Source organism: Cellulomonas rhizosphaerae (assembly GCF_003470205.1).
GTDB lineage: Bacteria > Actinomycetota > Actinomycetes > Actinomycetales > Cellulomonadaceae > Cellulomonas > Cellulomonas rhizosphaerae.
Window position 1 is genome coordinate 25,139 of sequence record NZ_QWKP01000211.1, and the last position, 23,234, is coordinate 48,372.

General features: G+C 71.1%; 43 protein-coding genes. 41 read left to right on the forward strand and 2 right to left on the reverse strand.

The features are described from left to right. Window positions 1-88: 88 nt before the first annotated feature. The 29 genes from D1825_RS13290 to D1825_RS13420 all read left to right on the forward strand — a co-directional run bounded on the left by D1825_RS13290 (window position 89) and on the right by D1825_RS13420 (window position 13,207). Window positions 89-976, forward strand: coding sequence for a hypothetical protein (locus D1825_RS13290; RefSeq protein WP_118767895.1), 888 nt, complete (start codon window positions 89-91; stop codon window positions 974-976). Next, on the forward strand, window positions 976-1,395 hold the full coding sequence (locus tag D1825_RS13295; RefSeq protein WP_118767896.1) for a hypothetical protein: 420 nt from the start codon (window positions 976-978) through the stop codon (window positions 1,393-1,395). The genes D1825_RS13290 and D1825_RS13295 overlap by 1 nt, the downstream gene beginning before the upstream one ends. Then, the gene (locus tag D1825_RS13300; RefSeq protein WP_118767897.1) at window positions 1,392-1,586 is read left to right on the forward strand and encodes a hypothetical protein; all 195 of its coding nucleotides are present in this window, start codon (window positions 1,392-1,394) and stop codon (window positions 1,584-1,586) included. Before D1825_RS13295 ends, D1825_RS13300 begins: the two co-directional genes overlap by 4 nt. Further along, a complete protein-coding gene (locus tag D1825_RS18470; RefSeq protein ID WP_199721596.1) occupies window positions 1,586-2,392 on the forward strand; it encodes a hypothetical protein in 807 nt (268 codons plus the stop codon). Before D1825_RS13300 ends, D1825_RS18470 begins: the two co-directional genes overlap by 1 nt. Next, on the forward strand, window positions 2,389-3,699 hold the full coding sequence (locus D1825_RS13310) for a replicative DNA helicase (RefSeq protein ID WP_118767898.1): 1,311 nt from the start codon (window positions 2,389-2,391) through the stop codon (window positions 3,697-3,699). The genes D1825_RS18470 and D1825_RS13310 overlap by 4 nt, the downstream gene beginning before the upstream one ends. A gap of 44 nt (window positions 3,700-3,743) precedes the next feature. Beyond that, window positions 3,744-3,986: a hypothetical protein gene (locus tag D1825_RS13315; protein WP_118767899.1), complete on the forward strand. Its 243-nt coding sequence runs from the start codon at window positions 3,744-3,746 to the stop codon at window positions 3,984-3,986. Further along, complete coding sequence (locus D1825_RS13320) at window positions 3,983-4,168, forward strand: hypothetical protein (protein ID WP_118767900.1); 186 nt, start codon at window positions 3,983-3,985, stop codon at window positions 4,166-4,168. Before D1825_RS13315 ends, D1825_RS13320 begins: the two co-directional genes overlap by 4 nt. Continuing rightward, window positions 4,165-4,353, forward strand: a complete 189-nt coding sequence (locus D1825_RS13325) for a hypothetical protein (protein ID WP_118767901.1) — start codon at window positions 4,165-4,167, stop codon at window positions 4,351-4,353. Before D1825_RS13320 ends, D1825_RS13325 begins: the two co-directional genes overlap by 4 nt. Beyond that, entirely contained in the window at window positions 4,350-4,721 is a 372-nt protein-coding gene (locus D1825_RS13330) for a hypothetical protein (RefSeq protein ID WP_118767902.1), read from the forward strand. The genes D1825_RS13325 and D1825_RS13330 overlap by 4 nt, the downstream gene beginning before the upstream one ends. Further along, window positions 4,714-5,043 (forward strand): hypothetical protein, encoded by a 330-nt coding sequence (locus D1825_RS13335; RefSeq protein WP_118767903.1) that lies wholly within the window; start codon window positions 4,714-4,716, stop codon window positions 5,041-5,043. Before D1825_RS13330 ends, D1825_RS13335 begins: the two co-directional genes overlap by 8 nt. Further along, the gene (locus D1825_RS13340) at window positions 5,040-5,801 is read left to right on the forward strand and encodes a hypothetical protein (RefSeq protein WP_118767904.1); all 762 of its coding nucleotides are present in this window, start codon (window positions 5,040-5,042) and stop codon (window positions 5,799-5,801) included. Before D1825_RS13335 ends, D1825_RS13340 begins: the two co-directional genes overlap by 4 nt. A gap of 71 nt (window positions 5,802-5,872) precedes the next feature. Next, the gene (locus tag D1825_RS13345; protein WP_118767905.1) at window positions 5,873-6,145 is read left to right on the forward strand and encodes a hypothetical protein; all 273 of its coding nucleotides are present in this window, start codon (window positions 5,873-5,875) and stop codon (window positions 6,143-6,145) included. Beyond that, the gene (locus tag D1825_RS13350) at window positions 6,142-6,519 is read left to right on the forward strand and encodes a hypothetical protein (RefSeq protein WP_118767906.1); all 378 of its coding nucleotides are present in this window, start codon (window positions 6,142-6,144) and stop codon (window positions 6,517-6,519) included. The genes D1825_RS13345 and D1825_RS13350 overlap by 4 nt, the downstream gene beginning before the upstream one ends. Further along, the gene (locus tag D1825_RS18265) at window positions 6,516-6,668 is read left to right on the forward strand and encodes a hypothetical protein (RefSeq protein WP_158580733.1); all 153 of its coding nucleotides are present in this window, start codon (window positions 6,516-6,518) and stop codon (window positions 6,666-6,668) included. The genes D1825_RS13350 and D1825_RS18265 overlap by 4 nt, the downstream gene beginning before the upstream one ends. Continuing rightward, the gene (locus D1825_RS13355; RefSeq protein WP_118767907.1) at window positions 6,665-6,874 is read left to right on the forward strand and encodes a hypothetical protein; all 210 of its coding nucleotides are present in this window, start codon (window positions 6,665-6,667) and stop codon (window positions 6,872-6,874) included. Before D1825_RS18265 ends, D1825_RS13355 begins: the two co-directional genes overlap by 4 nt. Then, entirely contained in the window at window positions 6,871-7,188 is a 318-nt protein-coding gene (locus tag D1825_RS13360) for a hypothetical protein (RefSeq protein WP_118767908.1), read from the forward strand. Before D1825_RS13355 ends, D1825_RS13360 begins: the two co-directional genes overlap by 4 nt. Continuing rightward, a complete protein-coding gene (locus D1825_RS13365; RefSeq protein ID WP_118767909.1) occupies window positions 7,185-7,424 on the forward strand; it encodes a hypothetical protein in 240 nt (79 codons plus the stop codon). Before D1825_RS13360 ends, D1825_RS13365 begins: the two co-directional genes overlap by 4 nt. Then, the gene (locus D1825_RS13370; protein ID WP_138067671.1) at window positions 7,421-7,720 is read left to right on the forward strand and encodes a hypothetical protein; all 300 of its coding nucleotides are present in this window, start codon (window positions 7,421-7,423) and stop codon (window positions 7,718-7,720) included. Before D1825_RS13365 ends, D1825_RS13370 begins: the two co-directional genes overlap by 4 nt. A 91-nt stretch (window positions 7,721-7,811) precedes the next feature. Further along, window positions 7,812-8,870: a hypothetical protein gene (locus tag D1825_RS13375; protein WP_118767911.1), complete on the forward strand. Its 1,059-nt coding sequence runs from the start codon at window positions 7,812-7,814 to the stop codon at window positions 8,868-8,870. Then, entirely contained in the window at window positions 8,870-9,292 is a 423-nt protein-coding gene (locus tag D1825_RS13380) for a hypothetical protein (protein WP_118767912.1), read from the forward strand. Before D1825_RS13375 ends, D1825_RS13380 begins: the two co-directional genes overlap by 1 nt. 77 nt (window positions 9,293-9,369) lie before the next feature. Continuing rightward, on the forward strand, window positions 9,370-9,585 hold the full coding sequence (locus D1825_RS13385; protein ID WP_147356269.1) for a hypothetical protein: 216 nt from the start codon (window positions 9,370-9,372) through the stop codon (window positions 9,583-9,585). A gap of 3 nt (window positions 9,586-9,588) precedes the next feature. Beyond that, window positions 9,589-10,269 (forward strand): hypothetical protein, encoded by a 681-nt coding sequence (locus tag D1825_RS13390; RefSeq protein WP_118767914.1) that lies wholly within the window; start codon window positions 9,589-9,591, stop codon window positions 10,267-10,269. Continuing rightward, on the forward strand, window positions 10,266-10,553 hold the full coding sequence (locus tag D1825_RS13395) for a hypothetical protein (protein ID WP_118767915.1): 288 nt from the start codon (window positions 10,266-10,268) through the stop codon (window positions 10,551-10,553). Before D1825_RS13390 ends, D1825_RS13395 begins: the two co-directional genes overlap by 4 nt. Further along, window positions 10,550-10,834 (forward strand): hypothetical protein, encoded by a 285-nt coding sequence (locus tag D1825_RS13400; protein ID WP_118767916.1) that lies wholly within the window; start codon window positions 10,550-10,552, stop codon window positions 10,832-10,834. The genes D1825_RS13395 and D1825_RS13400 overlap by 4 nt, the downstream gene beginning before the upstream one ends. Before the next feature lie 82 nt (window positions 10,835-10,916). After that, entirely contained in the window at window positions 10,917-11,213 is a 297-nt protein-coding gene (locus tag D1825_RS13405; protein WP_118767917.1) for a DUF3039 domain-containing protein, read from the forward strand. Further along, window positions 11,210-11,356: a hypothetical protein gene (locus D1825_RS18270; RefSeq protein WP_158580734.1), complete on the forward strand. Its 147-nt coding sequence runs from the start codon at window positions 11,210-11,212 to the stop codon at window positions 11,354-11,356. The genes D1825_RS13405 and D1825_RS18270 overlap by 4 nt, the downstream gene beginning before the upstream one ends. A gap of 2 nt (window positions 11,357-11,358) precedes the next feature. Next, window positions 11,359-11,886 carry a DUF6221 family protein gene (locus tag D1825_RS13410; protein ID WP_118767918.1) on the forward strand — a complete coding sequence of 176 codons (528 nt, stop codon included), beginning with the start codon at window positions 11,359-11,361 and terminating at the stop codon, window positions 11,884-11,886. A gap of 256 nt (window positions 11,887-12,142) precedes the next feature. Next, the gene (locus D1825_RS13415) at window positions 12,143-12,664 is read left to right on the forward strand and encodes a hypothetical protein (RefSeq protein ID WP_147356270.1); all 522 of its coding nucleotides are present in this window, start codon (window positions 12,143-12,145) and stop codon (window positions 12,662-12,664) included. A 306-nt stretch (window positions 12,665-12,970) separates the two neighbouring features. Next, complete coding sequence (locus D1825_RS13420; protein WP_118767920.1) at window positions 12,971-13,207, forward strand: hypothetical protein; 237 nt, start codon at window positions 12,971-12,973, stop codon at window positions 13,205-13,207. A gap of 20 nt (window positions 13,208-13,227) precedes the next feature. Here D1825_RS13420 and D1825_RS13425 read toward each other — a convergent pair whose 3' ends face one another. Next, window positions 13,228-13,416 carry a YegP family protein gene (locus D1825_RS13425; RefSeq protein ID WP_118767921.1) on the reverse strand — a complete coding sequence of 63 codons (189 nt, stop codon included), beginning with the start codon at window positions 13,414-13,416 and terminating at the stop codon, window positions 13,228-13,230. A 97-nt stretch (window positions 13,417-13,513) separates the two neighbouring features. Between D1825_RS13425 and terL the strand changes: the two genes are divergently transcribed. The 4 genes from terL to D1825_RS13445 are packed head-to-tail and all read left to right on the forward strand — an operon-like array spanning window position 13,514 to window position 17,922. Beyond that, on the forward strand, window positions 13,514-15,046 hold the full coding sequence (gene terL / locus D1825_RS13430; protein ID WP_233549900.1) for a phage terminase large subunit: 1,533 nt from the start codon (window positions 13,514-13,516) through the stop codon (window positions 15,044-15,046). A 10-nt stretch (window positions 15,047-15,056) separates the two neighbouring features. Continuing rightward, on the forward strand, window positions 15,057-16,676 hold the full coding sequence (locus tag D1825_RS13435; protein WP_118767923.1) for a hypothetical protein: 1,620 nt from the start codon (window positions 15,057-15,059) through the stop codon (window positions 16,674-16,676). A 2-nt stretch (window positions 16,677-16,678) separates the two neighbouring features. Next, a complete protein-coding gene (locus tag D1825_RS13440; protein ID WP_199721597.1) occupies window positions 16,679-16,867 on the forward strand; it encodes a P-loop NTPase family protein in 189 nt (62 codons plus the stop codon). Next, window positions 16,864-17,922, forward strand: coding sequence for a phage minor head protein (locus D1825_RS13445; RefSeq protein WP_118767924.1), 1,059 nt, complete (start codon window positions 16,864-16,866; stop codon window positions 17,920-17,922). The genes D1825_RS13440 and D1825_RS13445 overlap by 4 nt, the downstream gene beginning before the upstream one ends. Here D1825_RS13445 and D1825_RS18275 read toward each other — a convergent pair. Further along, the gene (locus tag D1825_RS18275; RefSeq protein ID WP_158580735.1) at window positions 17,919-18,065 is read right to left on the reverse strand and encodes a hypothetical protein; all 147 of its coding nucleotides are present in this window, start codon (window positions 18,063-18,065) and stop codon (window positions 17,919-17,921) included. The genes D1825_RS13445 and D1825_RS18275 overlap by 4 nt on opposite strands. Window positions 18,066-18,157: 92 nt before the next feature. Between D1825_RS18275 and D1825_RS13450 the strand changes: the two genes are divergently transcribed. The 8 genes from D1825_RS13450 (at window position 18,158) to D1825_RS13485 (ending at window position 23,233) form a co-directional block, all read left to right on the forward strand. Further along, window positions 18,158-19,753: a hypothetical protein gene (locus D1825_RS13450; protein WP_118767925.1), complete on the forward strand. Its 1,596-nt coding sequence runs from the start codon at window positions 18,158-18,160 to the stop codon at window positions 19,751-19,753. A gap of 1 nt (window position 19,754) precedes the next feature. Further along, window positions 19,755-20,114 (forward strand): capsid cement protein, encoded by a 360-nt coding sequence (locus D1825_RS13455; protein WP_118767926.1) that lies wholly within the window; start codon window positions 19,755-19,757, stop codon window positions 20,112-20,114. Window positions 20,115-20,125: 11 nt separating this feature from the next. Further along, window positions 20,126-21,181, forward strand: coding sequence for a phage major capsid protein (locus tag D1825_RS13460; RefSeq protein WP_118767927.1), 1,056 nt, complete (start codon window positions 20,126-20,128; stop codon window positions 21,179-21,181). 186 nt (window positions 21,182-21,367) lie between these two features. Beyond that, window positions 21,368-21,751, forward strand: coding sequence for a hypothetical protein (locus D1825_RS13465; RefSeq protein ID WP_118767928.1), 384 nt, complete (start codon window positions 21,368-21,370; stop codon window positions 21,749-21,751). A 4-nt stretch (window positions 21,752-21,755) separates the two neighbouring features. Continuing rightward, the gene (locus tag D1825_RS13470; RefSeq protein ID WP_118767929.1) at window positions 21,756-22,196 is read left to right on the forward strand and encodes a DUF6093 family protein; all 441 of its coding nucleotides are present in this window, start codon (window positions 21,756-21,758) and stop codon (window positions 22,194-22,196) included. A gap of 1 nt (window position 22,197) precedes the next feature. Further along, on the forward strand, window positions 22,198-22,569 hold the full coding sequence (locus D1825_RS13475; protein WP_118767930.1) for an HK97-gp10 family putative phage morphogenesis protein: 372 nt from the start codon (window positions 22,198-22,200) through the stop codon (window positions 22,567-22,569). A 47-nt stretch (window positions 22,570-22,616) separates the two neighbouring features. After that, on the forward strand, window positions 22,617-22,979 hold the full coding sequence (locus D1825_RS13480; protein WP_147356272.1) for a hypothetical protein: 363 nt from the start codon (window positions 22,617-22,619) through the stop codon (window positions 22,977-22,979). A gap of 68 nt (window positions 22,980-23,047) precedes the next feature. Then, the gene (locus D1825_RS13485) at window positions 23,048-23,233 is read left to right on the forward strand and encodes a hypothetical protein (protein WP_118767932.1); all 186 of its coding nucleotides are present in this window, start codon (window positions 23,048-23,050) and stop codon (window positions 23,231-23,233) included. Window position 23,234 lies beyond the last annotated feature (1 nt).

Here is a 23,234-nt window from a genome sequence, read left to right on the forward strand (position 1 = left end):
GGTTCATCCCGTCCCTCGTCTGGCTGGTCCGCGCGTGGGCGCTCGTCGTCAAGGCGATCGCCTACCGCGCCCTCGGGAAGGAGCTCCGATGAGCGTCCTCGACGACCTCGAGACCCCCAAGGCGAGCGACCGCACCATCACCGAGGACCTCATGGCCCGGCTGCAGCGGCACTACATCAAGCCGTCCGCGCCACTGCCCGGTGGGGTGTTCCTCCCCGAGGTCGGGTGGAACGGCGGCGTCCACCCGAGCCGGTGCGACGCCCTGTTCATCGGGTTCACCGGATCGTCCGGGCGGATGCTCGTCGGCCACGAGGTCAAGGCCTCCCGCTCCGACTGGCTCAACGAGCTGAGCAAGCCCGGCAAGGCCGACGCGTGGGCCGATCAGTGCCACGAGTGGTGGCTCGTCACCGCCCCGGGCATCGTGCACCCCGGCGAACTGCCTGCTGGCTGGGGTCACATGGTGCCCGGCCCGAGCAGGACCCGCATGCGCGTCGTCACCCCGGCGCGACGCCGGCCCGACACCCACTCACCGTCGTGGGACGCGACGCGGTCGATCATCGCCAGACTCGACACCCTGCAGAGCCAAGCGCGCGCGGCCATCCGCGACGAGGAGCGGCAGCGCGTGGCCGACGAGCTCGCGGCCGCCGCCGACGCCGAAACCAAGTGGATGGAGGCCAGCCGCGCCCAGACCGACAGCCTGCGCCAGCGCCTCAAGGTCGTCGAGGACGCCCTCGGGGTCCAGCTCGTCACCCACGACGAGGGCAGCCTCCACACCGCAGGCCCCGACCGGCTCACGGACCTCGCGGCGCTCCTGGCCCACCACACCGAACTGCAGGGCGCGGTCGACGCACTGGCCGACCGGTACGGACGCACCGACCTCACCAACGTCCGCAAGGCCCTCGACGACCTCGAGGCCGGGCTGCGCCGAGCGCGCGCGGGCCTGCCCGCCACCGCCCCGGATCGGAGGCGCTGGTGATGGTCCACCTCTCCGTCGTCTCCGCACCGCGCGAGCTGCCGCGCGCGTGGGACGGGCGCACCGTCATCTGGGGGCCGTGGCACGACGTGCGCACCAGCCTCGTGTGGCACCTGCCGCCCGCAGACTTCGCGTGCCCCGCCTGCGGCCTCATCGAGGAATCACCCTGCGCCGTCGGCACCGTCCGGCCCCTGCCCGGTGAGACCACCACCGTGCAGCACGAGAAGCGCCTGCCGTCCGGGCGCACTTACTGGCGCACCGAGACCCGCGCCGCGACGCCCGTGCTCGCCCTGTTCGCACGCCGCTGCACCGGCTGCGGCCACGACCAGGTCCACGACCGCCGCACCGACGAGGTCTGGGACCTCGACGACAGCGACTACGGCCCCGAGGGCTCCACCCACGTCGAAGGGAGCCTCTGGTGACCACGTTCACCGCCCGCTACCCGGGCCGCTGCGCCGCCGCCTGCGGGCAGCCCATCGAGCCCGGCGACACCGTGCATTACGTCGACGACGAGCTCGTGCACGTCGACTGCCAGCCGCCCGCACCCGAGAAGCCCGCCGTCGTGTGCACCACCTGCTGGCTCACTCAGCCCTGCGACTGCGAGGACGCCTGATGCGCATCCGCTCCACCAAGCCCGAGTTCTGGCGCTCCGAGCGCGTCGCCTCCGTCACCTGGGACGCCCGGCTCGTCCTCAAGGGCCTCGAGTCGTACGTCGACGACAACGGCGTCGGCAAGGACGACCTCGCCCTCATCGTCGGCGACCTGTTCCAACGCGACCTCGTTCGCGAGCCCTCGCGAACCCTCGCGAGGGTGTCCGAAGCCCTCACCGAGCTCGAAACCGCCGGTCTCCTGTGGCGATACGACGGCGCAGGCACCCCGCTGCTCTACGTGGCCTTCTGGGAGTCGTTCCAGCGCATCGACAAGCCCGGCAAGGGACGTTTGCCCAGGCCAGACGGCACAACCGAGTACGGCTCGTCCGAGATTCGCGAGACCCTCGCGAGCCCTCGCGAAACTTCGCGAGCCCTCGCGCCTGGAACAGGGGAACAGGGGAACAGAGGAACAGGGCAGAAAGACTCTCCGTCACCGGCTCCGCCGGCGACGCCGCGCGCCACCCCGATCACCCACGGGTTCGACCAGTTCTGGGAGCAGTACCCCCGCAAGGTCGGCAAGCAGGCAGCCCGGACCGCCTACGGCAAGGCCACCAGAACGGTCACACCCGCGAAGCTCCTCGCAGCAGCACACCGGTACGCCCAAGACCCGAACCTCCCCGAGAAGGAGTTCATCCCCCACCCCTCGACCTGGCTCAACGAGGGCCGCTGGGACGACGAACCACTGCCCGCCCGCTCAACCGGCCCCGGCGGTGCCCGACCAACCGGCGTGTCCGCCTGGGACCGCTCGTACACCCGGGGGCCAGCATGACCATCCCCCACGACGAAGCCGAGAAGCACATCCTCGGCTCGCTGCTGAACCGCCCGGCGCTCGTCAGCGACGTCGTCGAGATCGTGCAGCCCGCCGACATGTACGCCCCTCGGCACGAGGTCATCTACCGGTCGATCATCACCATGGACGCGCGCGGCCTCGCGATCGACCCGCTCACCGTCGGCGAGTACCTCACTGGCACCGGAGAACTCGCAGCAGCAGGCGGCGCCCTCTACCTCGCCGACCTGTACGCGACACCCCCAGCCACATCCAACGCGCCCTACTACGCGCGGATCGTCGCCGAACACGCCACCCGCCGCCGCCTGCACGCCGCCGGCACGCGCATCGTCCAGCTCTCCGCCTCCGGCGAAGGCGACGTCGCCGAGATCGTCGAACAGTCCCGCGCCGAAGTCGACGCCGTCTCCGCCACCGCAGCAGCCACCGTCACGTACGTCGGCGACACCATCGACGACACCCTCGACGCCCTCGAACAGCCCTCACCCGCCACCCCGACCCCCTGGACCGACCTGAACGACATCATCGGCGGCTGGCGCCCCGGAGCCCTCTACGTCGTCGGCGCCAGGCCCGGCATCGGCAAGACCATCGTCGGCATCGAAGCAGCCATCGGCCTCGCCGAACGCGGCCACGTCGCCTTCTCCTCCCTCGAGATGCCCCGCGACGAGCTCATGCACCGGATCCTCGCCCACCAAGCACTCGTCCCGATCAACCGCATGGACTCCCGCACCCTCACCGACGACGACTGGCGCAAGATCGCCGGAGTCCGCGCCGCCATCGGTGCGATGACCGTCGCCATCGACGACCGCGGCGCCGTCACCACCACCGATGTCCGGGCGCACGCCCGCACCGTCAGCCGTCGCGGGCCCCTCGTCGCCGTCATCGTCGACTACCTGCAACTCATGGCCTCACCACGCGGCGAACGCCGCCCCAGGCACGAAGTCGTCGCGGACTACTCCCGGCAGCTCAAGCTCCTCGCGAAGGAGCTCGCCTGCCCCGTCATCGCCCTGTCCCAGCTGAACCGGGCCTCGGAGAACCGGCAGGACAAGCGCCCCTCCCTCGCGGACCTTCGCGAATCTGGCGCGGTCGAACAGGACGCCGACGTCGTGCTGCTGCTCCACGAGCACGAGGAAGACGACACGGCGATCGACGTCCTCATCGCGAAGAACCGTCACGGAGCCCGCGGTTCTGTGGAGCTCACTCGCCGGGGCTGGTTCTCCCGGATGGACACGGCGCAGTGGTCGCCCACGCGGGCGCTGAACTCGCAGCCGCCGCAGGGCGGTCCTCGGTGACCCAAGGAATGTCTGGTAGTTACACACACCCCATGGAGGTAGTGATGAACGCGAAGGACAGCAGGGATGCAGGGTCGGGCCGGTTCGTGAAGCCGGAGTACGCGGCTGAGCACCCGGAGACGACCGTCACCGAGACGCGGGACCAGCCGGTCCTCACCGTCAAGGCATGGCTCGACTGCGCGATCTCGAACCTGAACAACACGCACGAGAGCGACCTGAGCAAGCGCATCAACCTCGCCGACGACGCGATCCGTGCTGCGCTCGACCTCCTGGGGGCGGGCAGGTGAGCGCGATCGACGGCGCCACGACGCCGAGCCAGGAAGGTGCGTACCCGGTGACGCCCGGAGAGTTCGCGGCCGACTGGAACTCGTGGGACGAGCGCGTCCGTACGGCCTACGCCGAAGGCTGGCAAGGGGCGCTAGACGCCTTCGTCCGTGAGCTCGACGCGAAGGAGGAGGTGCGGCCGTGAGCGCAACCACGCACCCGATCCAGATGTGTGACCACGAGGAAGGCTGCGACCAGTGGGAGCTGGACACCGAGGCGACAGGTGGGCGCTACGTGGTCCCCGAGGCTGACCCGCTGTTTACGTGGAAGGTCGACCGGACCAAGGACGAGGCGTTCTGCCCCGAGCACGCGAAGGAGGTGCGGCCGTGAGCGGCGACCAGCAGCGGGAGGCGGTGGCGCGGGCGCTGTTCCTGTCCGAGATGGACCCCGTGACGCCGGAAGTTGGCGAGGACATGTGGGGGCGCATTCTTGCCCGCCACCCGGAGACGGAGTGGCACAAGCAGGCCGACCGGTTCCTCGCCGCCCTGGCCGCTCTCGCCCCGGTGCAGCCGACGGCCTGGACCGTGACGACGACTCAGGAGGGTCCGGCGCACGTCCGCCTGGAGTACGCAGGGCGGCCCATCCTGACGGGCTACGTCCACCCCGAGCCGCCCGCCCCGGTGCAGCCCTTCCCGCTGATCGCCCCCGCAGTCGACCCGCTCAACCCCACCCCCGAGACGGAGGACTTCGATGCCTGACGACCAGCTGGTGAGGCTCGGCCCGGCGCAGACCCGTGCCGAGCTCGAGCACGTCGAGCCCACCGCCGAGGACCTGGCCTACACGCCCGACACCGACGCGGTCCTCACGAACTACGTCGTCGCCATGCGCATCAACGGGCGCCCCGGCATCGACCCGCACCGGGCGTTCCGCAGGTGGCTCGCGAAGCACGACGCCGAGGTGGCTGCGAAGGCGCTGCGGGACGCGGCGGCCTACGCGGGCGGCGGGCCGTACTGGTTCGGCACCAGCGATCGAGAGTTCCTGCGGGAACGCGCTGACCGGATCGAGCGAGGCGACACGTGAGCACGCGCGCAAAGGTCAACCCCGACGGTCCATGCGCGAAGTGCGGGCTGCCGCACCTCACCTGGCGTGGTGGCCCCGCCTGCACCGGCCACAAGTCCGAACGCGACGCCAGCGGCAACCTCGTGCCCTGCACCAAGGACCCCCGCAAGGGCGCCACCAAGTGCGGGTTCCACGGCGGCAGCAGCCCCAACGCCCTCGCCGCCGCGCAACGCCGACTCGACGAAGAAGCTGCCTCGAAAGCCCTCGCGCGCGGCCTCGCCGAGGCCTACGGCGACGATGTCCCCGAGATCGACCTCGCCGAAGCGATGCTCAAGGCAGTCGCCTGGAAGTACGCGGAGTGCGTCGCCCTGCGCCGTCAGGTCGCCCAGCTCGACGACTCGCAGCGGGTGTGGGGCACGACGAAGTCGGAGCAGATGGCGGGGCACGGCGACATCGACGACGCCCCGGAGGACAAGGGCCCGGCGACGAAGATCACCGCCGCTGCGGGCGCGAACATCTGGTGGCAGATGCTCCGCACCGCGGAGGACCAGCTCGTGAAGTTCGCGGCCTCCGCCCGCTCGGCAGGCTGCGACGAGCGTCGTGTGCGCCTGGCCGAGCAGCAAGGCGACATCGTCGTGGACCTCATCCGCCGCATCCTCGACGGCCTCTACCGCGCCCTCCTCGCCGCCGGCCTCACCGACGACCAGCTCCGGGACGCCTGGCAGGCCGCCATCGCCGACATCGTGCCCCGCGAACTCCGCAGCATCGCCGGTGACTAATGTCCGGCGAGTCACTAGACAGCACCACCCGGGCGGACGTAGTTTCACCGCGAGACCCCAGGAGGCACCCTGTGAACGTCCTCGACCTGACACCAGCCCACGTGGGCGAACGTGTCACCCTCACCCACCCCAACTGGACCGTGACCGGCCGCCTGAACGGGGTGCAGACCGAGACGGAGTCCGTCGAGGACCGGGCACTGACGGACCTCGAGTCGACGCCCGTGCCAGGCCGGACGACCACGATCGTTGCGGTGGGCCCCTGGTATGCGGGCCTGACCGACCCGTCCCGGGTGGACGTCCGGTTCGCGGGCGGCGTCGTCACCGGGAAGGTGAACGGGCTGTGACCACCACCATCGAGTACCTCCGGGACCTCATCGCCGGTCACGACCGCGGCGAGTGGACCGCCGACCAGGTCGTCGAGCAGCTCCGGGCCGCGGTCGCACCCGAACGCCTCGAGGTCGGGCGCTCGTTCCGGGACCTGCAGACCACCGGGCTCCTCTGGTACCTCAACCGCACCGCCCTGTGGCCCCGCGGGCTCGCGCTCGCGCTGTACGTCGAGGCCGAGACGGGCCTCGACGACGGGGTCGTCCTCGGGTGGGACATCACCGGGGACGGCGTCGACCCGATCACCTCGGACGGTGACGAGCGCGCGAAGCTCGCAGCCGTCGAGCAGCTCTTCGCGCTGGCGACCTACGACCGTGAGGCGGGCGCCCAGTGAGCACGCCGCTGCCGGACCTGCCGGGCACCCTCACCCTCGACGAGGTCAAGGCCGTCGTCGCCGCCTTCGGGTGGAAGCTCACCATCGAACCCGCCGCGACGACTACCCCACCGCCCGGGTTCAGCACAGGCGCGGTGGTCGTCCGATGATCAGCGAAACCCGCAGCTGCGGCGCCAGCATCGTCATCGACTACACGGCGATCACCACCCGCGACGCCGACAACACCGGCTACCGGAACGTCGCCGAGGAGAACGCCGTCGCCACTTGGCGGGCCATGCACCAGCACCAGGTGGCGACGCGGTTCACCGCGGAGGGTGTGGAACCGGGACTGCGTCCGCACGGGGCGCACTCATGAGCCCCCGCCCGGTCGACCTCACCGCAGGCCGCGTCACCTGGTTCCCCATCACCAACCCCGACGCACTCGTAGACGACGGCGCCGGCCGCCTCGTCGCGATGAACGCCGACGGGGTCGCCTACGGCATCGACATCACCCAGCACATCGTCGTCGGGTTCCTGTCACCAGCCGCTGTTCCTGCGGGGGCTGACGCTCCCGACACCACCCCGGGGCACGACGCGGCTGACCCCGCGCCGGAGACAGGTGACCCGGTTGAGGATGCGGCCTCGGGCTTGTCCCCCGCGGCCCCGCCGCCCCCGCAGGACCGCCCATGACCGCCGACCAGCCGCGCCTCATCTTCCTGCCGCTCACGACGACACTCGACGAGGTCTTCCTCACCGACGCCGGCATCACCCGCGTCACCGATCTGACGTGCGAGGCCGCGGTGCGCGCGGGCGACGACTGGGCGTACATGTGGCTGCCCTCCGTCTGGTGGCACCCGCAGTCGCACGTCGTCATCACCGACGAGGACATGCCCGCCGAGCTGATCCCTGACGGGTGGTCGCGATGACCACCACTGCGCCCGCGGTCGACGAGCTCGCCGCCCTCGACTTCCAACCCGAGCTGCCGTGCGAGGCGAACCACCACGGCGACACCCACCCGTTCCGGCACACCGCCACCGGGCCCGCCGAGTGGTGGATGCGCAGCACCTGCCCCGCGTGCGGGAACGTCGTCACCAAGCCCGCATGTGAGGGCCGCCGGCAGAAGGTCATGGGCGCCACGCTCGGCGCCTGCCAGCAGTGCGACTACACGGGCCCGATGAGCACGTTCGGGTTCAAGTTCGACCCCCTGCGAGGTGGCGCGTGAGCCTCCGCCACATCGCCGCGCTGATCCTGTGCCGCCTCCGCAACGGCCGCCACTGCCCGCACATCTCAGGCATCGGGACGTGGTACGAGCGATGACCCTGCACCGGCACTCGTGGACCCCGAACCCCGTCCTTGACGTCGAGCACGAGCACCACGACCCCGACGCGGCCGCGTTCGTGTGCGCCGATCCCGAGTGCCCCGCCACCGCCGAAGCCTGCACCAGCCCCCTGCGACGCGACGGGAAGACCGTCCCCTGCGGGCGGGTCCTGCTCACCGCGGGCCGCACCTGCGACGACTGCGTCTCCCGCGCCCGCAACAACCTCCGCGAGATCCGTGACATGTACAGGCAACTCCCCGACGTGATCGCCGCCGCCGCCGGGCTCCACGCCATCCGGTACGACCAGCGCGGCAGCTCCAAGACGAAGAAGCCCACCGACACGTCCATCATCGGCGGCACCGCGTTCGTCATGGCCGGCGGAGGCGCCACCTTCACCCGCGCCGGCCGCAACGAAACCCACATCGACCCGGCCCTCCTCGAAGCGGAAGCCGCCGACCCGCCGTCCGTCCTGGCCGTCCTCACCGGGTGGGAAGACACGTGGCGGGGTGAGCAGGACCAGAACGCCGCCATGCGGACCTCCGTCGACGCCGCCGTCGAGTACCTCGTCCTGCACACCACGTGGGCCGCGCAGCACTCCGGCCTGTGGGCCGAGTACCTGGTTGACCTCGCCGGGCTCCGCGGCCGTCTCCGGAACCTCACCGGCCAGTCGAGCGCACCGCAGCAGGCCGGGGTGCCCTGCCCGTACTGCTCCGGGTCGATCATCCAGAGGTGGGGGCGGTCCGGGCTCGACGACGTCCACGAGTGCGACACCTGCCACCTCACGTGGGCGTCGGAGGCGCATTTCATGCTCGCCGTCCGGGAAGCCCACTCCGCGTTGCCGCAGACGCACCCGGACCAACTGGTGACGATCGAGGACGCGAAGCGGATCTACAAGGGGCGGGTGCGTCCGAACCTGTTCGACACGTGGGTGAAGCGCGGCCGGCTCGACGCTGAGGTCGACGAGCACGGGATGCCGGTGCGGGATGTGCGCGGGCAGTTCCTGTACCGGCTCGGTGACATCGACGCCCGCGTCCAACGGAAGGCGGCCGGCTGATGGCCCGCGATGAGGACGCCCAACCCGGATGGTCCTACGAACCGCACGGGTACGAGCTGCTCGGCTGGTTCGTCCCCGGGGACACGGCGCCCACACCAGACGCCGTGCCGGTCATGGGTGGCACGCTCCGACAGCCCCGCAACTACATGACCCGCAAGGGCCCAGCCCGTGTCGCCGCGGAGCCCACCTGGCCCGACCCGCACTACCTGCACATCGGAGACGGGCACGTCTACTACGAAGACCCGATGCCGTGGGCCGACGGCTCCCGGTGGGGTCTGAGCCACTGGACGCTCACCTCGGAAGGGCCCGTGGCGATGTTCGTCGGCCGGATCTGGGAGGGGCGCGCAGTCGGCTACCCGTGGCGGCACGTCATCTGGTTCGCCTGGCACCACCGGCGCTCGTACCGAAGGAAGCGGCCGTGACCGCCCCGCAGCGTGTTGGGCACGGCCCCACCCCGTGGCATTGCACCTGTCACGGCACCGGGTTCGCGGTCCCGTCCATGGCCGCCGACTGCGAAGACCGCACCGCCAAGACCAGCCCCATCGACTACCAGTTCCCGCACAGCGGCGCCCTCACGCTCGAGGACGCGGACGCGATCGGGGACATCGTCGGCGCCCGGATCAAAGACTGGCGCCTGCGCCAGCCGGAGCGGGAACGCGAGGCAGGGCAGAACCGCCTGCGCGAGCTGGCCGCCCTCGAGGCTCCGGAGGGCTGACCGATGACCACGAACGTCAAGAGCGCGCAGGGCACGGGCCGCGAGCTCTCGCTCGCCGCCGGCCCCGCCGGCCCCGAGCAGCAGGTTCACCTACGCATCGGCCACGGCCCCAACGGCTACCTCGCCGACATCCACGTCCCCCGCACCGACCTCCTCGCAGCCATCGAGACCGAGCTCGACGTCACGATCGGCGGCGAGAAGACCGTGAACGTCTTGAACGTCACCAACGTCCTGAGCCGCGACGCCGGCGCCGTGCAGACCACGCCGGTCCACCGCACGCCCCGCTACTGGCGCAACCACAAGGGCCACATCCACGAGATGGGTGAGCTCGAGGCAGCCGACCCCACCATCGAAGAGGTCCCGGTCGTGCCCATCGACGCGATCGTGATCGAGCGGGCGGACCTGCCCGAGGTGGAGCCCGTCGGCGCGAGGGGCCGCCTGGCTGTCGAGGGCGGGGCGCTCATCCTGTTCGAAGGCGACACGACCGAGAGCGCTCGCGAGATCGCTCTGCGGTGGCTGGCCGGCTCCGAGTACCTCCGCGAGCACCCGCCCGTGGACGAGGCCGAGATCACCCGCATCGTCGCCGCCCTCGCGAAGACAGGTGGCCCTGGCCGGGTGTCGCTCGACGCGATGGCACGCGACCTCCACGCCCAAGGCGTCCGAGTCACGGAGGCGGCCCGGTGAACCCGTTCCTGATCGGCGTCATCGTCCTCGTCGGGCTCGTCGCCTTCCTCGCCGCGATCTGGTGGGCGGTCGCGGCGGCGGACGAGTTCGACTGCGGGATCATCGTGCGCTTCGCACCGCTCGCCATCCTCGTGATCGTGGGCGTCGCCCTGCTCGTGCAGGCGTCCCGCGACGAGGAAGCGAAGGGCCCGTGCCTGCGCGAGGAGACGGGCTACACGATGGTCGGGAAGGTCATGACCCCGTACACGTACTGCGTCGAGCGTGGAACGTGGGTGGACCAGTGACCGAGCAGACACCGCGGGAACTGCTCGCGGAAGCCGACCAGCAGCGTGCCCTCGCGGACGGCGCCGACTGGGCGATGACGAAGATCCGGCTCGGCGAGAAGCCCGAGGTGCGCAAGGGGCGGGTCGGGTTCTGGCGGCGCCACAAGGAGGACCCGTCGGTCCGCCCGCTCGAGTTCACTGCGGCAGCGACGAGCGCGCTGTATCTCGCCCTCGCTGAGGTTCGGGGCAACGCGACCCGGAAGGCCGACGAGCTCGAGGCGCGCGTAGGGGTGACCCCGTGAGCCGCAGCAGCGTCGAGGTCAGCCTCTCCCGCATGCACACCGCGTACCGGGCCAAGACCCGACGCAGGAACCGGAGACGCACGTGACCGACACCGACAGCCGACTCGACGTCGAGATCGACCTCGCCCCGCTCGAGCACTCCGACGACCCGAACCTCCGCGCCCACATCGTCCGCCCCATCGACAACGGGGTGCCGAACGGACCGAAGGGTGAGGGCGTCACCGCACAGGACGTCATCGACCTGGCACGGCTCAACGGCACCGAGGTCGTCGCCCTGTGCGGTCACCGGTTCGTGCCGAAGCACTCCACGGTCGCGCTGACCGCGTGCGGCACGTGCTTCGAGGCCGCAGCCGCCATCGGACGAGAGGAACGCTGGTGACCCGCCGCCGGTCGCTCCTGGACCGCTACCTGGCGTGGCGCATCCGCCGCGGACTCCGCAACGACGCTGGCCTCGGCGACATCACCGACGCCGACTGGTGCCGGGCCGGCAAGGCGCTCCCGCGCGCCGGCAAGGGCCATTGACCATGCTCGGGATCCCCGTCATCGTCAGCGCCCTGCTGCCCATGGAACCCACCCCGGGCGAGGACGCCGTCAGGATCGTCCGGCACGGCCTCCGTGACATCCTCGAGTGGCTCGGCGAAGACGTCGGCCCCGCGCCCGGCGTGCCCACGCACTCGGTCATGAGCGGCGACGGAACCGCGCACGGCCCGAAGGTCATGTTCGTGTTCCTGCTCGCGCGCATCGCCGAGGACGAGGCGGTGGTGCGCGAGGTGCAGGCGAAGGTCGGCGACCGCGGGTACCCCGGCTACTACGAGCACGCCGACGGGTCGGCCGCGGCGGTCTACTGGGACGTCGACTACCGTCAGGGCGGCTACACCGTCAGTGCCGCCCGCGTCCTGGCCGAGTGCGAGGCGAAGCGGGCCGCGGTCGCCGAGTTCGTCGACGCGGTCGACGGCGGGAACGGCGAGGGCTACATGGCTGAGCGTGCGCTCAGGTACTTGGCCCTGCCCTACGCCGACCACCCGGACTACCGCGAGGAATGGCGGCCGTGATCTACGTGGCGGTCGGGCTCGGCGCGGTCGGCCTGGGCCTCATCACCGCATGGGTGATCGACCGCAGGCGGTAGTCGTGTGGGTGGTCGCCCGTAGCATGAAAGCGGCCCCGGAGGGTGCTCGAACACCACTTCCGAGGCCTGACCCACCGGATCGATGGACCCAGAAGTGCTGCTCCCCCGGCTGCCGTCGGGCAGCCCTACCGAACCTCCGCGTGCCGCTGTGCAAGTACCACGGCGTCAGCGCATGGCGCGGCATGAGCGACGAGCTCGCCGCCGCGTCTGCCAAGCCCGGCGACTGGCTCGTCACCGCCGAGCAGGCTCTCGTCATGCTCCCCGCCCTCAAGCCCATGACCCTGCGCGTCTGGACGTTCCGCGGCCGCCTCACCTCAGCCGAGCAGACACCCCAGGGGCGAGCGCTGTACTGGCTCAGCGACATCGATGCGCTCATGCGCGGCGACGTGCCCACCAAGACGCCGCAGACCCCACGCCCGGGCGTCGTCTACTACGCGCGCATGCGCGACGGGCTCATCAAGATCGGCTACACCGCCGACCTGTACACCCGGATCAGAGCGCTCCGCATCCGCCAGGACGCCGTCCTCGCCACCGAGCCCGGTGGTCGGGACCTCGAGATCCTGCGCCACGCACAGTTCGGGGCCATCCGTCACGGCAAGACCGAGGACTTCGATGCGGTCGACGAGCTGCTCGGGCACGTCGCCGCGGTGCGAGACGAGTACGGGCCTCCGGTCATCACGCCACGCCGCGCGATCAGTGCGTGACACGAGACGACACCACCTGCTACCTTCCTGACATCGGACGTGGTTACAAGCGCGCCCAGAGAAGGCCCGGTCGAGCATCCGCTCCCGGGCCTTTCGCATGCCCCCAGCGGCGCAGCTGGGTACAACCGGGCGGCGTGCCTGCCGCCCCGCATAGCGCGCGCACGGGCCCGTCGCGGTCACACACCTAGGGCCCGTGCGCGGCATGCACCCCAGCCCCCGTCACAGCGCAGCGCACCCCACCTCACACGGCCACGGGACCCTGGTGGATGAGACCTGCCCGTGACGGGACTAACCCCGGAGGTCACCATGGCCAACGCGACGTGCCGCTGCGGACGCAACCGCATGCCGACCGGTCAGTGCCCGCACTGCGACGTCCTGCAGCCGGCCTCCTGCCCGAAGTCGTGCGCGCACTGCGTGCACCGCGACTCCCACTGCGTGGTCTGCAAGACGTACCGCGGGACCCCCGCTGCGGCGCAGACGTGCGCCGAGACGTGCCGGCTCGCTGAGGCGAAGGCTGAACGCGAGCAGCAGAAGAAGGCCTAGCCCGACCGGGACGGGCTCCCCTATCGCTCCGAGGGCTTGAAGTAGCCGGAGACGACACCCCACCCGAGCGACTCGCACGTCTCCCGATTCTCGTAGCCCTGGCCTCCATCGGTCGCGATGATCAGGTTGTTCCCCGCACGGAGCCGCCACGCCCAGCGGCCATCGGTGCGCTCGTACACCTCGAACTTCGTTTCGCTCTGATCGGCCACGATCTACTCCCCTGCGTCGTGCGCGGCCCCGTCGCCGCGCTTCGCTCGACGGTAACGGTGCTCGCGCCGGCCGCACATTCCCCGGGCGGGTGATCGTGTGAGCCTCACCATGTGGGAGCACGCAGCTCGCGCGTTCGAGGCCCGCGCCGACCCGTGGCCCACGCCCGGTGTCCTCGCGAAGGCCATCGAGCCCGGCACCATCCAGACCGCCGCCCTCGACGTCATCGACCAGGCGCTCGTCGACGTCGAAGCCGGGCGCTGCGACCGGCTCATCATCAGCATGCCCCCACAGGAGGGGAAGTCGACCCGCGTCACCAAGACCGGGCCGCTGTGGTTCCTGCTCCGCAACCCGAACCGGCGCATCGTCGTCGCGTCCTACGCCGAATCCCTCGCCATGGAGTTCGGCCGCGACATCCGCGGGTACATCACCTCGAACGCCGGCCAGGACGACACCCTCGACCTCGGGCTACGGATCGCGGACGACAACGGCGCCGTCACCGCGTGGAAGCTGCGGCCCGACCTCGGCATCGGTGGTGTCCGGTCCGTCGGCATCGCCGGTGGCCTGACCGGCCGCCCCGCGGACGTCCTGTTCATCGACGACCCGATCAGCAACCTCGAGCAGGCCGAGTCGAAGACGTACCGCGACCGCGCGTGGTCGTTCTGGACGTCCGTCGGCCGAACCCGCCTCGCCCCGGGCGCCCCGGTCGTCCTGATCCTGACCAGGTGGCACCACGACGATCTCGCCGGGCGGATCCTCGCCTCCGAGGAAGGTCACCGGTGGCGGGTCATCAACATCCCCGCCCAGGCTGAACACAAGCCCGAGCGCGGCGAGAGCGACGTCCTCGGTCGCGAGCCTGGTCAGTGGATGGGGTCCGCGCGCCGCGACGAACGCACCGGCGCTGAGCGCTCCCCCGACGACTGGGAGCGGACCCGTCGCGAGGTCGGGCCCCGCGTCTGGAACAGCCTCTACCAGGGGCGCCCGTCGCCGGACGCCGGTGACCTGTTCCCCGCCGAGTGGTCCCGGTACTCGACTCCGCTGCACGTCGTGCACGCCGACGGATCCTGCTGGGTGCCCGGCACCGACCACGAGATCGTCCAGTCTTGGGACCTCGCGTTCAAGGACACGAAGTCCTCCGACTACGTCGTCGGGCAGGTGTGGTTGCGGGTCGGGGTCGATGCCTACCTGCTCGACCAGGTCCGTGCCCGCCTGTCGTTCACCGCGACCCTCGCCGCGATCCGGGCCCTGTCCGCGAAGTGGCCGCAGGCGGCCGCGAAGTTCGTTGAGGACAAGGCGAACGGGCCCGCCGTCATCAACGCGCTCGCCCGGCAGATCCCCGGCCTCATCCCCGTGGAACCCGAGGGGTCGAAGTTCGCGCGCGCCGCAGCGATCTCCCCGTTCACGCACTCCGGCAACGTGCACCTGCCCGAGCCGGAGCTGCTGCCCAACGTCGAGGACCTCCTCGAAGAAGCCAAGGCGTTCCCGAACTGGGCGCACGACGACACGGTCGACGCCCTGTCGCAGGCCATCAACCGCCTCCTGCTGTGGCCGCTGCACGACCCCGACGACGACACCGTCACGTCGGACGACCTGATCGACGACGACCCCCACTCGTGGGCCGGCGGCTACTGAGGAGGTGCCCGTGGGACTGTTCACCCGCAAGCGGGACACCGCCATCGCCGAGGCCAGCAGCCGGGCCTACGCCGCTGAGGCGTCCGTCGAGATCCTGCAGGAAGGTATGGCCGACCTCGAGCTCATGCTCGAGGACCAGGGCTGGGAGCGGCTCGTCGGCGGCGCCGACCGGGAGTTCTCCCGCGCAGGCCTGACGCGCGCCGCGAAGGTCGCGCGCGTCCTGGCGATCCAGCACCCGCTCATCAAGCGGGGCCTCGCGCTCCGGCACTCGTACGTGTGGGGTCAGGGCGTTGAGATCGCGGCCCGCGCCGACGGCAACAACGGCGCCCAGGACGTCAACGCGGTCATCACCGCGTTCATGGACGACCCCGGCAATAAGGCCGCCCTGACCGGTGCGCAGGCCCGTGAGGAGCTCGAGCGGGCGCTCGGCACCGACGGCAACGTGTGCCTGGCATGCTTCACCAACCCGCGCACCGGGTTCGTGCAGGTCCGGTCGATCCTGTTCGACGAGATCACGGACGTCATCTGCAACCCCGACGACCGGGACGACCCGTGGTTCTACCGGCGCCAGTGGGTGCAGGAGACCATCGACCCCGCCACGGCGTACCGGACGACCACCCAGATGGTCGCGTACTACCCGGCGGTCGGGTACCGGCCCCGGTCGCGGTACAAGACGATCGACGGGCACCCAGTCGTGTGGGACGCCCCCATGATCCACGGCTCGGTGAACCGGCTCGACGGGTGGAAGTTCGGCATCGGCGACGCCTACGCGGCGATCACGTGGGCGCGCCTGTACCGGGACTTCCTGATCGACTGGGCGACCCTGGTCAAGGCGCTGTCGCAGTTCGCGTGGCGTGGCTCCCGCAAGGGCTCGAAGGCGCAGCGCGCCCGTGAGGCACTCACCCGCCGGCCGACCACCCCGGCGCCAGCGGCGAACCCGAACAACGTCGGCGCGACCGTGCTGCTCGACGAGGGGCAGAACCTCGAAGCGATCCCGAAGTCGGGTGCGACCATCGACTCCGAGTCGGGGCGCCCGTTGGCTGCGATGGTCGCCGCCGCACTCGGTGTGCCGGTCACGATGCTGCTCGCCGACCCGGGCACCACCGGTAACCGTGCCACCGCGGAGACGCTCGACCGGCCGACGTCCATGGAGATGAACGGCCGCCGCTCGTTCTGGACGTCCCTCCTCGACCGCGTTCATGAGCACGTCATCCGTGAGGCCGTCCGCGCACCCCAGGGTCCTTTGAAGGGCAGCCTGCCGCGTGATCCCGTCACGGGGCGTGAGTCCCTCGTTCTCGCGCAGGACACGGACGCCACGGTCGAGATCACGTGGCCCGCGATCGACGACGTCGACATGGACACCCTCGTGAAGGCGATCGTCGCGGCCGACGGCACGGGCAAGCTCCCGCCTGAGGAGACCGTCAAGCTGCTGCTGCGGGCCCTGGGTGTGAAGGACATCGACGAGCTGCTCGAGGAGTTCTTCGACGACGACGGCCACTGGGTGGACCCGCTCGCGTCGGCTGGCCAGGCCGCGGTAGACGCGTTCCGCCGTGGCCAGGACCCCGCCGCGCTCGTCGGCGCCGGCGGCGAAGACGACCCCGAGCCGCCGCCCGAAGACAACGAGGCCTGACCGTGGCCCTGCAGGTCACGTTCACCGACCCGCACGACGCCGCCCGCGTCGTCGACGCGCTCCTCGAGCAGGCCGACCACATCGAGGTCAACACCCCGATGCTCGCCCGCCGGTACCGGGCGATCGCCGACGACATCGGCGACGCCCTCGACCGGGACCTCCCCAAGCCCGGCCCCGGCCAGACACCGTGAGCATCAACGACGAGACGCTGCGCCTCGCCCGCGCCCTGCGGATCCGCATCGACAAGGACGTGGACGCCACCGTGCGGGCCATCGTGCAGTCCTGGGCGCGCGCTTGGGACGAGCTCCACGCCACGTGGTCTGACGCGATGATGGACCTCGCTCAGGCGTCCACCGACGGGAACTGGCCCAGCCCCTGGGTCATCGCCCGGGCTGAACGCGCGCAGGCGGCGCTCGCGGCAACCATGGACTCGATCGTGGACCTCGCGAACTTCACCGGCGTCACGATCATCGACAAGGTCGGCAACGTCATCGAGGCCGTTGACCCGGCACTCGCGGAGATCCTCGCGTCCCAGCTGCCGCCGCTCGAGCGAGCCAAGATCGCGGCCACGTTCAACCGGCTCGACGAGCTCGCGCTCGACGCCATGGTCAACCGGACCCGGCAGATCATCACCTCCGACACACGCCGCCTCAGCCGACAGGCCCAGGACCAGATGCGCCGGGTCCTGATCCGCGGCGTCGCCGTCGGTGACAACCCGCGCGTCGCGGCCGCCGAGATGCTGCGCCGCGTCGAAGGTGCGTTCAACGGCGGCCTGACCCGCGCCATGGTCATCGCCCGCACCGAGATGCTCGACGCCCACCGGGAAGCCGCCCGCGGGTGGCGGGTCGGCAACGCCGACGTGTGCACCGGGTGGACGTGGCTGGCTCAACTCGACCGCCGCACGTGCCCGTCGTGCTGGGCGAAACACGGGTCGCACCACGACATCGCCGAGCAAGGCCCCGAGGACCACCAGCAGGGGCGCTGCACCGCGGTCCCGACGTCGAAGACGTGGAAGCAGCTCGGGTTCGACATCGACGAGCCCGAGTCGCTCATGCCGGACGCTCGCAAGGTGTTCGACGCGATGCCCCGCAAGGACCAGCTCGCGGTCATGGGCCCGGCCCGCCTCAAGATGCTCGACGACGGCGATCTCGACCTGCCGCACCTCACTCAGCTGAAGTCGACGCCCGGGTGGCGCGACTCGTGGGTGACCACACCGGTGAAGGACCTGCGCGCCCGGATCGCCTAGGCGGTCGGTGGGTGCGGCTCGCCGGGCATCACGTGGAGGACCACGTCGCACAACTCGCAGTCGTAGTCCGTCACCGCACCGAGGTCCTCGTCGACGTCCACACCGACCAGGCGCCACAGGTGCTCAGGTTCGTCGGCCGTCATCCCGTCGCCACACGCATACCCCGTTCAACGTGCGCCCCCACCGGCGCCATCCCGCGCATGTCCGATTCCGGCCAGCATCCCAGGAGGTGCCCGTGCCCGTCATCCTCACGGAGTCCGTCGCCTTTGCGGAGGCCGCCACCCCGGCCGCCGGCAGCGGCCGGCTCCTCATCCGGCTCATCGACGCCGGCAAGGGCTCGTCCGGGGTGTACCCGGCCGAGGTCCTCAAGGCCGCGGCCGAGTCCAAGGTCTTCGCCGCCGGCACCCACATGTTCATCGACCACCCCGGCGAGAACGAGTCGTACGACCGCCCCGAGCGCACCCTCAAGGACCTGGCCGCCGTGCTCGTCGAGGACGCCCGCTGGGACAAGGAAGCGAAGGCGCTCGTCGCCGAAGCCCGCGTCTACTCCCGCTGGGCGCCCGCCCTCGCCGAGATGGCCGACGACATCGGGGTCAGCATCCGCGCCTACGCCGAGTCCACGACCGGCGAGTGGAACGGGCAGCCCGCGAAGGTCATCACCGAGCTCACCGAGGCGATCAGCGTCGACTTTGTGACCCGCGCCGGCCGCGGCGGGAAGGTCCTGGCGGTCATCGAGTCGGCACGCCGGGTCGAGGAGGCCCGCAACGTCGGGCAGTGGGTCGAGTCCCGCATCCACGCCGGGTTCACCGAGATCGCCGACGACATGTTCGGCAACGGCCGCCTCACCCGCGCGGAGCGCATCACCCTCTCCAACGGGATCGGCGCCGCGCTCGACGCGTTCACGGCCGTGCTCGAGGAGAAGGCCCCGCAGCTGTACGAGCGGGACCTGTGGGACACCCCGCCAGCCGACACCGGCACCGCGGAGGAAGCCACCGGCGAGGTCACCGAGGCGCCCACGAACGACCGCCGCGATCAGCTCAACGCGCTGCTGCGCGAGGAGCACGGCGGCGACAAGACGTGGGTGTGGGTCGCGGACTTCGACGACGAGACCACCACCGTCTGGTTCCAGATCGACACCCCCGACGAGTCGTCCACCTGGTCCCAGCAGTACACGGTCACCGACGACGTCGCGACCGTCCTGACCGGTGACCGCACCGAGGTGCGCCGCACCACCATCTTCGTCCCCGTCGAGGCCGCGGCGCCCGCTGAGGACCCCACCCCGGCGGCCGAGCAGGCCGCCCCCACCAATGTCCCGGGCCATCCGGCCGGGCAGACCACCCAGGAGTCCGAGGAGGACACCATGCCCCAGATCGAGGAGGCGCGACTGCGCCAGCTCGAGGAGGACGCCGGCCGGGTGCACGCGCTCGAGTCCGAGCGTGACACCGCGGTCAAGGAGCGGGACGAGGCCAAGTCGGCTCGCCTGCAGGCCGAGGCCGGCACCTACGCGCGGGACTTCGCCCGCAAGCTCGTCACGAAGGCCAACGGCGACCTCGCCGAGGCCAGCGTCGCTCGCATCGTCGGCGACGCGATCCGCGGCGACCTGCCGCTCACCGAGGCCGGTCGCCTCGACACCGACGCCTTCACGCCGGTCGTCGAGAAGGCCCGCACCGAGGAGGAGACCTACCTCGCGCAGGTCGCCGAGGCCTCGGGCATCGGCTCCGTCCGCGGTGTCGGCGCCCCCGTCGAGGAGGCCGACAAGGACCTGTCCGACGACGAGCTCGACGAGTCCCTCGCCAAGCTCTCCGGCCGCACCACCGTGAAGGGGGCCTGACATGGCAACCAACGAGGTCTACAAGGACGCGAACAGCATCCCGCTGCCCGTCCCCTCCGGTGTCGTCTCCGGTGAGGTCGTCGTCGTCGGCGCCCTCGTCGGTGTCGCCCAGACCGACCGTGACGCCGACGGCAACGCGACCGTCAAGCGCAACGGTGGCCACCGCGTCACGGCCGCCGCCGCGACCTACGCGGCCGGCGACACCATCTACGCCCACGCCTCCGGCGGTGGCGCAGTCGCCGGCGGTCGTGTCGGCCTGATCGACAAGACGTCCACGACCGGCACTGTCATCGGCTACTCGCTCGAGGCCAAGACGCTCGCATCCGCGGGCAGCCTGGTCATCGTGCTCACCCAGGTCTGAGGAGGACCACGATGCCCAAGATGTTCATGGAGGGCCAGCCGCGCAACAAGCGCGTGCTCGGTGCCCGCGAGCTGTTCGAGCGCGCCCTCAAGGGCGGCATCCGTGCCCGCGCCGACCTGCAGGAGGCGCTGTCCACCAGCGACTTCCCGTACCTCCTCGGTGCTGGCTACGACCGCGAGCTCATCTCGGCGTACAACGCGATCGACCCGATCTGGCCGTCGTTCGCGACCCGCCGCACCGTGCCGAACTTCAAGGACCGCACGCTCATCGACCTGCTCGGTGGTCGTGCCGGTCTCGACAAGGTCAAGGAGGGCGCCGAGTACAAGGCACGCGGCGTCACCGAGTCCAAGAAGTCGTTCAAGGTCGAGAAGTACGGTGCGGTCATCCCCCTGACCTGGGAGATGTTCATCAACGACGACCTCGGCGCGTTCGACAGCCTGCCCGACCGTCTCGCGACGGCCGCCCGGGAGACCGAGGAGCGCAACGCCGCCTCGGTGTTCTTCAACGCCGCGGGCACCGGCCTGTCGACGTGGGCGGATGCCCGTGACGTCACGAGCAAGAACCTCACGGCGGACAACCTGCAGGGCGGGATCGACGCGATCTCGACCCGCACGGACGCGGACGGCCGCCCGGTCATCACGCCCGGGCTGCGTCTCATGGTCCCGCCGTCGCTCGCGAACGTCGCGAACGCGATCGTCAAGACCCTGCGCGTCAAGGACCCGACCACGGGCCGCGAGATCGAGGGCAACGGCCTGTCGGCGACCCCCGAGGTCGTCGTCAACCCGTGGCTCACGGTCGTCGGCTCCGGCTACGCGTCGGTGTCGAAGATGTGGGCACTCCTGCCCGACCCGAACTCGGCTCGTCCCCACATCGTCGAGGCCTTCCTCGCCGGTCACGAGACGCCCGACCTGCGGGTCAAGTCCGACGCGGGCGACCGGGTCGGTGGCGGGAGCATCGACCCGCTCGAGGGCAGCTTCGACGACGACCAGATCCGCTACCGGGTCCGTCACGAGAACGGTGCGGCGGCCCTCTGGGACGACGCGCTGTACATCGGCATCGGGTCCTGACCCATCCGGTCCGGCCATCCTCCTCGCGAGGGTGGCCGGACCAGCGGTGCCGGGCGTCAACGTGCGCCCGGGGAACCACGCTTACCGCACGAAGGCCGCTGGGCGAGTCTCATCCGGGTTCCTTTCCTCGCTGCCAGCAGCGCGACCTGCGCCCGGCACCGCCCACCCCCCCCGATCGGAGGAGCCATGCCGAACTACGCGACCGCGGCCGGCCAGGTCCGCCTCCTGATCTCCGACCTCGACGAGACCCGGCAGATCCTCACCGACGACCACATCGCCGGCTACCTCGGCCGCTGGGGCCTCGAGCCCACCGACGGGGTCGCCAACCGGGGAGCGATCTCCCGTGCCGCCGCCGACGCACTCGACGCGATCGCGACGTCTGAGGCGCTGGTCTCGAAGGTCATCCGCACCCAGGCTGGCACGTCCACGGACGGCGCGAAGGTCGCCGACGCCCTGCGCAAGCAGGCCGCGACGCTGCGCGCCCAGGCCGACACCGACGAGGGCGGCAGCGACGGCGCGTTCGACGTCATCGAGTTCTCCCCCTACCCCGGCAGCCACGGCGGCTGGTGACCTGATGCCGTTTCCGTCGACGACCGTCATCCACCCCGACTGGGCGGCGCACCACGCGGGCGTCGCCGAGGGCGGCATGAACGCGACGTGCAGCATCACCCATGGCGGCACGGGCGGCGACTGGGACCCCGAGCTCGGCGCGACCCCGGGCACCCCGACTGTGACGTACACCGGCCGGTGCAGCGTCGACTACGCCGCCACGCAGGCGCGCGACGCCGACGCCGCCGATCAGACCATCACCAGCCGCTCCGTCCTCGTCGGCCTGCCCCGCAGTGCCGCGGCCCAGGCCAACGGCGCACGCGTGAAGATCACCGCCGTCGACGGCAACGGCCCCCACGCCCTGGTCGGCCGGGTCCTGACCGTCGGCTCGGTCGCCGCGGACTCCCTCACGTTCGAGCAACTCCTCGAGTGCACGGACGACCAGGCCAACCAGCCGGAGGTGTGACATGGCCGGCGCGAACATCGACGCATCCCAGCTGAACGTCATCGCCGCCGAGCTGCGTGCCGCCGGCCGCGCCGCGGAGCCGCGCGTGAAGGCCGTGCTCCGCAAGGCCGCCACGGACGTCACCGCGCAGGCGAAGATGTTCTCCCCCGTCGACACCGGGTTCCTGCGGAACAGCATCAACCACAGCCAGCTGCAGGGGTCGCGGTACACGGGCGACTGGTTCATCGAGATCGGGCCGACCGCGTCGTACGGCGCCTACGTCGAGTTCGGGACGTCGCAGCACGGCCCACAAGCGTTCATGGGTCCGGCCCTGGACCGCATCACCCCGGGGTACGTGGCAGCGATGCAGCAGATCGCCGCGAGCCTTCTGTGACGTCGCCCGCCGAGCTGCATGAGGCTCTCGTCGCCGTACTGAAGGCGATGCCGACGGTCACCGGGTACGACGCAACCGTCCCGACGAACATCCCGACGTCGACCGACGGGCGTGCCCTTCCGTACGCCGTCGCCTGGCCTTCGCCGGGCGGCGCCGCGGAGGAGTCCGCTGTGCACGACACGTCGGGGGCGCTCGACTGGACCGAGCAGGTCACCGTCGCCGCCGGCGACGTCATCTGGTGCCTCAAGGCCGTGCACACGGTCCGCGCCACGCTCGCTGGTCGGGTCCTGGTCGCCAACGCGGGCCCGCTCGTCGACGAGACCCCGCGGTCCGTGACCCTGCAGCGCGACACCGACGTGTCCCCGCCCCGCTGGTTCGTGCCTCTGTTCTTCGCCTGCCTCACCGCCTGACCCCACCGCCCCCTCATCACCCCGCCGCGACCGCGTGCGGGGTCCTCGCCATGCCCACGGAGGTCCCCATGGCCAAGCAGAACGCCTCGCCGGGCTTCCAGCCCATCGAGGTCCCCGTCGTCAACCAGACGGAGCTCCCCGGCTTCGAGCCCATCGAGGTCGACGTCCCCGGCGAGGTGCTCGTCTCCGAGCCGCACCGCCGGACCCGCCCCACCGACACGACCGCCGGTGCGGTCGAGAAGCAGGAGAACTGAC